2 protein-coding genes and 1 pseudogene are annotated in these 1,613 nt (G+C 68.1%); all 3 read right to left on the minus strand.

The window, feature by feature from the left end:
* Positions 1-424: pseudogene (locus KZA10_RS14540) on the minus strand (5-(carboxyamino)imidazole ribonucleotide synthase); the annotation flags it as partial.
* A 119-nt stretch (positions 425-543) separates the two neighbouring features.
* Complete coding sequence (locus tag KZA10_RS14545; RefSeq protein WP_218683242.1) at positions 544-1,047, minus strand: PH domain-containing protein; 504 nt, start codon at positions 1,045-1,047, stop codon at positions 544-546.
* An 86-nt stretch (positions 1,048-1,133) separates the two neighbouring features.
* Positions 1,134-1,499 (minus strand): hypothetical protein, encoded by a 366-nt coding sequence (locus KZA10_RS14550; RefSeq protein WP_218683241.1) that lies wholly within the window; start codon positions 1,497-1,499, stop codon positions 1,134-1,136.
* Between the last annotated feature and the right edge of the window lie 114 nt (positions 1,500-1,613).

Raw genomic sequence — 1,613 nt, forward strand, 5'->3', positions numbered from 1 at the left:
GCGTCTTCACGACCGCGGCACCGGCATGAGCGTCGAGGAACTCCTGCAGCTCGGCGGTCGTTCGCACGGAAGCCCAGTCCGGCTGCGGCACGCCGAGCGCGGCCAGGCGAGCCCGCATCACGAGCTTGTCCTGCGCGAACTGGAGCGCATCCGGGCCGGGGTGCACGACGACTCCATCGGCCACGAGAGCACGAAGCACGTCCTGCGGCACATGCTCATGGTCGAAGGTCACCACGTCGACGTCCGCCGCGAAGGCGCGCACCGTCTCGAGATCGCGATAGTCGCCGACCGCCGTGGCTGCCAGCGCGGCGGACATGCCCTCGCCTTCCGCGAGCACACGCAGTTCGAGTCCGAGCTCGACCGCCGGAGCGATCATCATCCGGGCCAGCTGTCCTCCACCGATCACGCCCACACGCAGCGCCATATGCCGCCTCCATTCGTCTGCCCCCATTCTCCCGCACCGGCCGGGGCGCGCACGACACGTTCCGGACCTCGGGTGTGCGCGACGTGCCGGGTGGATGGCTCGCCGAGCTCCGCCGAGGGTCAGTCGCCGCTCGCCTGGGCGTCGCGGTGGGCGAGGATCTGCCCGACCTCGATCTGATCCGCCAGCGTCTCGTGCACGAGGGTCACGTTGGGAACGTTCGGCAGCCGCAACGGAGCGTCGACGCCGTTCGAGAGAGTGATGTTCCCGGCCCCCCACATCCGCTGCAACGGCCCGCGACGAACCGCGATCGTGTATCCCCGAGCATGCGACATCTCACGGCGCTGGCGTGCCCCGATGCCGTGACGGGCGATGACGCGCCTCGTCGTCACGGTGGTGGATCGGGAGTACCAGATGACGAAAGGCACGACGACGGCGAGGATGACCAGCACCCCCGCGGCGGTGAGGAGCATCCAGTTCTCGAAGCCCGCCGGCAGGTTCCCGTAGAAATATGCGGTGGCGCCGAAGGTCGCGATGAGCACCAGAGCCGACCAGAACAGTCGGCGCGCGTGACCTCGGAAGCGCGCGATCAGCAGCTCCTCCGTCGGCATGCCGGGCGGCGGCATCAGAGGCCGGCCGCCGAACGTCACAGGCTGGGTCACCCCACCATTGTGCCTGTGATCTGCGACATTCCCGTCTGTGCGGCGGCGTGTCAGGTTCCGGCAGGACGCACATGCACGACGTCGCCCGCCGAGACGGCGTGCTCGACGCCCTCCGAGACGACGAGAAGGCGACCATCGGCATCGATCGCCGTCGCGCTGCCCTCCAGGACGCGATCGCCGGGCATCGACACCCGTACGGTCTGCCCGAGCGTCGCACACGACGCCGTCACCACGGGGTGGAGACCACTCGCGACGGCGTCACCCGCGGCGACGAGAGCCGACAGATGTCCGTCGAGCGCCTCGAGATAGCTCGCCAGCAGCAGATCCTCATCGACCTCGACGCCGAGCACGGCGAACGACGTCGCCGTCGACACGGGGAGCTGATCGCTCGCCATGGCGGTGAGACCGAGAGACACTTGGCTCGTTGCGCGAGTTGATCAAACAGGGCCGGGTTGAGTTCAAGGTCTTCACTAGGCGTCCGCTGCACGGAAAGACTTACATTTTCTACCGGGATGACCTTAACAACCCGA

This window comes from Microbacterium sp. BF1, from assembly GCF_019279095.1.
Lineage (GTDB): Bacteria > Actinomycetota > Actinomycetes > Actinomycetales > Microbacteriaceae > Microbacterium > Microbacterium maritypicum.

Bases quoted from the DNA above. Each gene is read 5' to 3' on its own strand.
- KZA10_RS14545 (WP_218683242.1), bottom strand. From the start codon at position 1,047: ATGCCGCCGCCCGGCATGCCGACGGAGGAGCTGCTGATCGCGCGCTTC.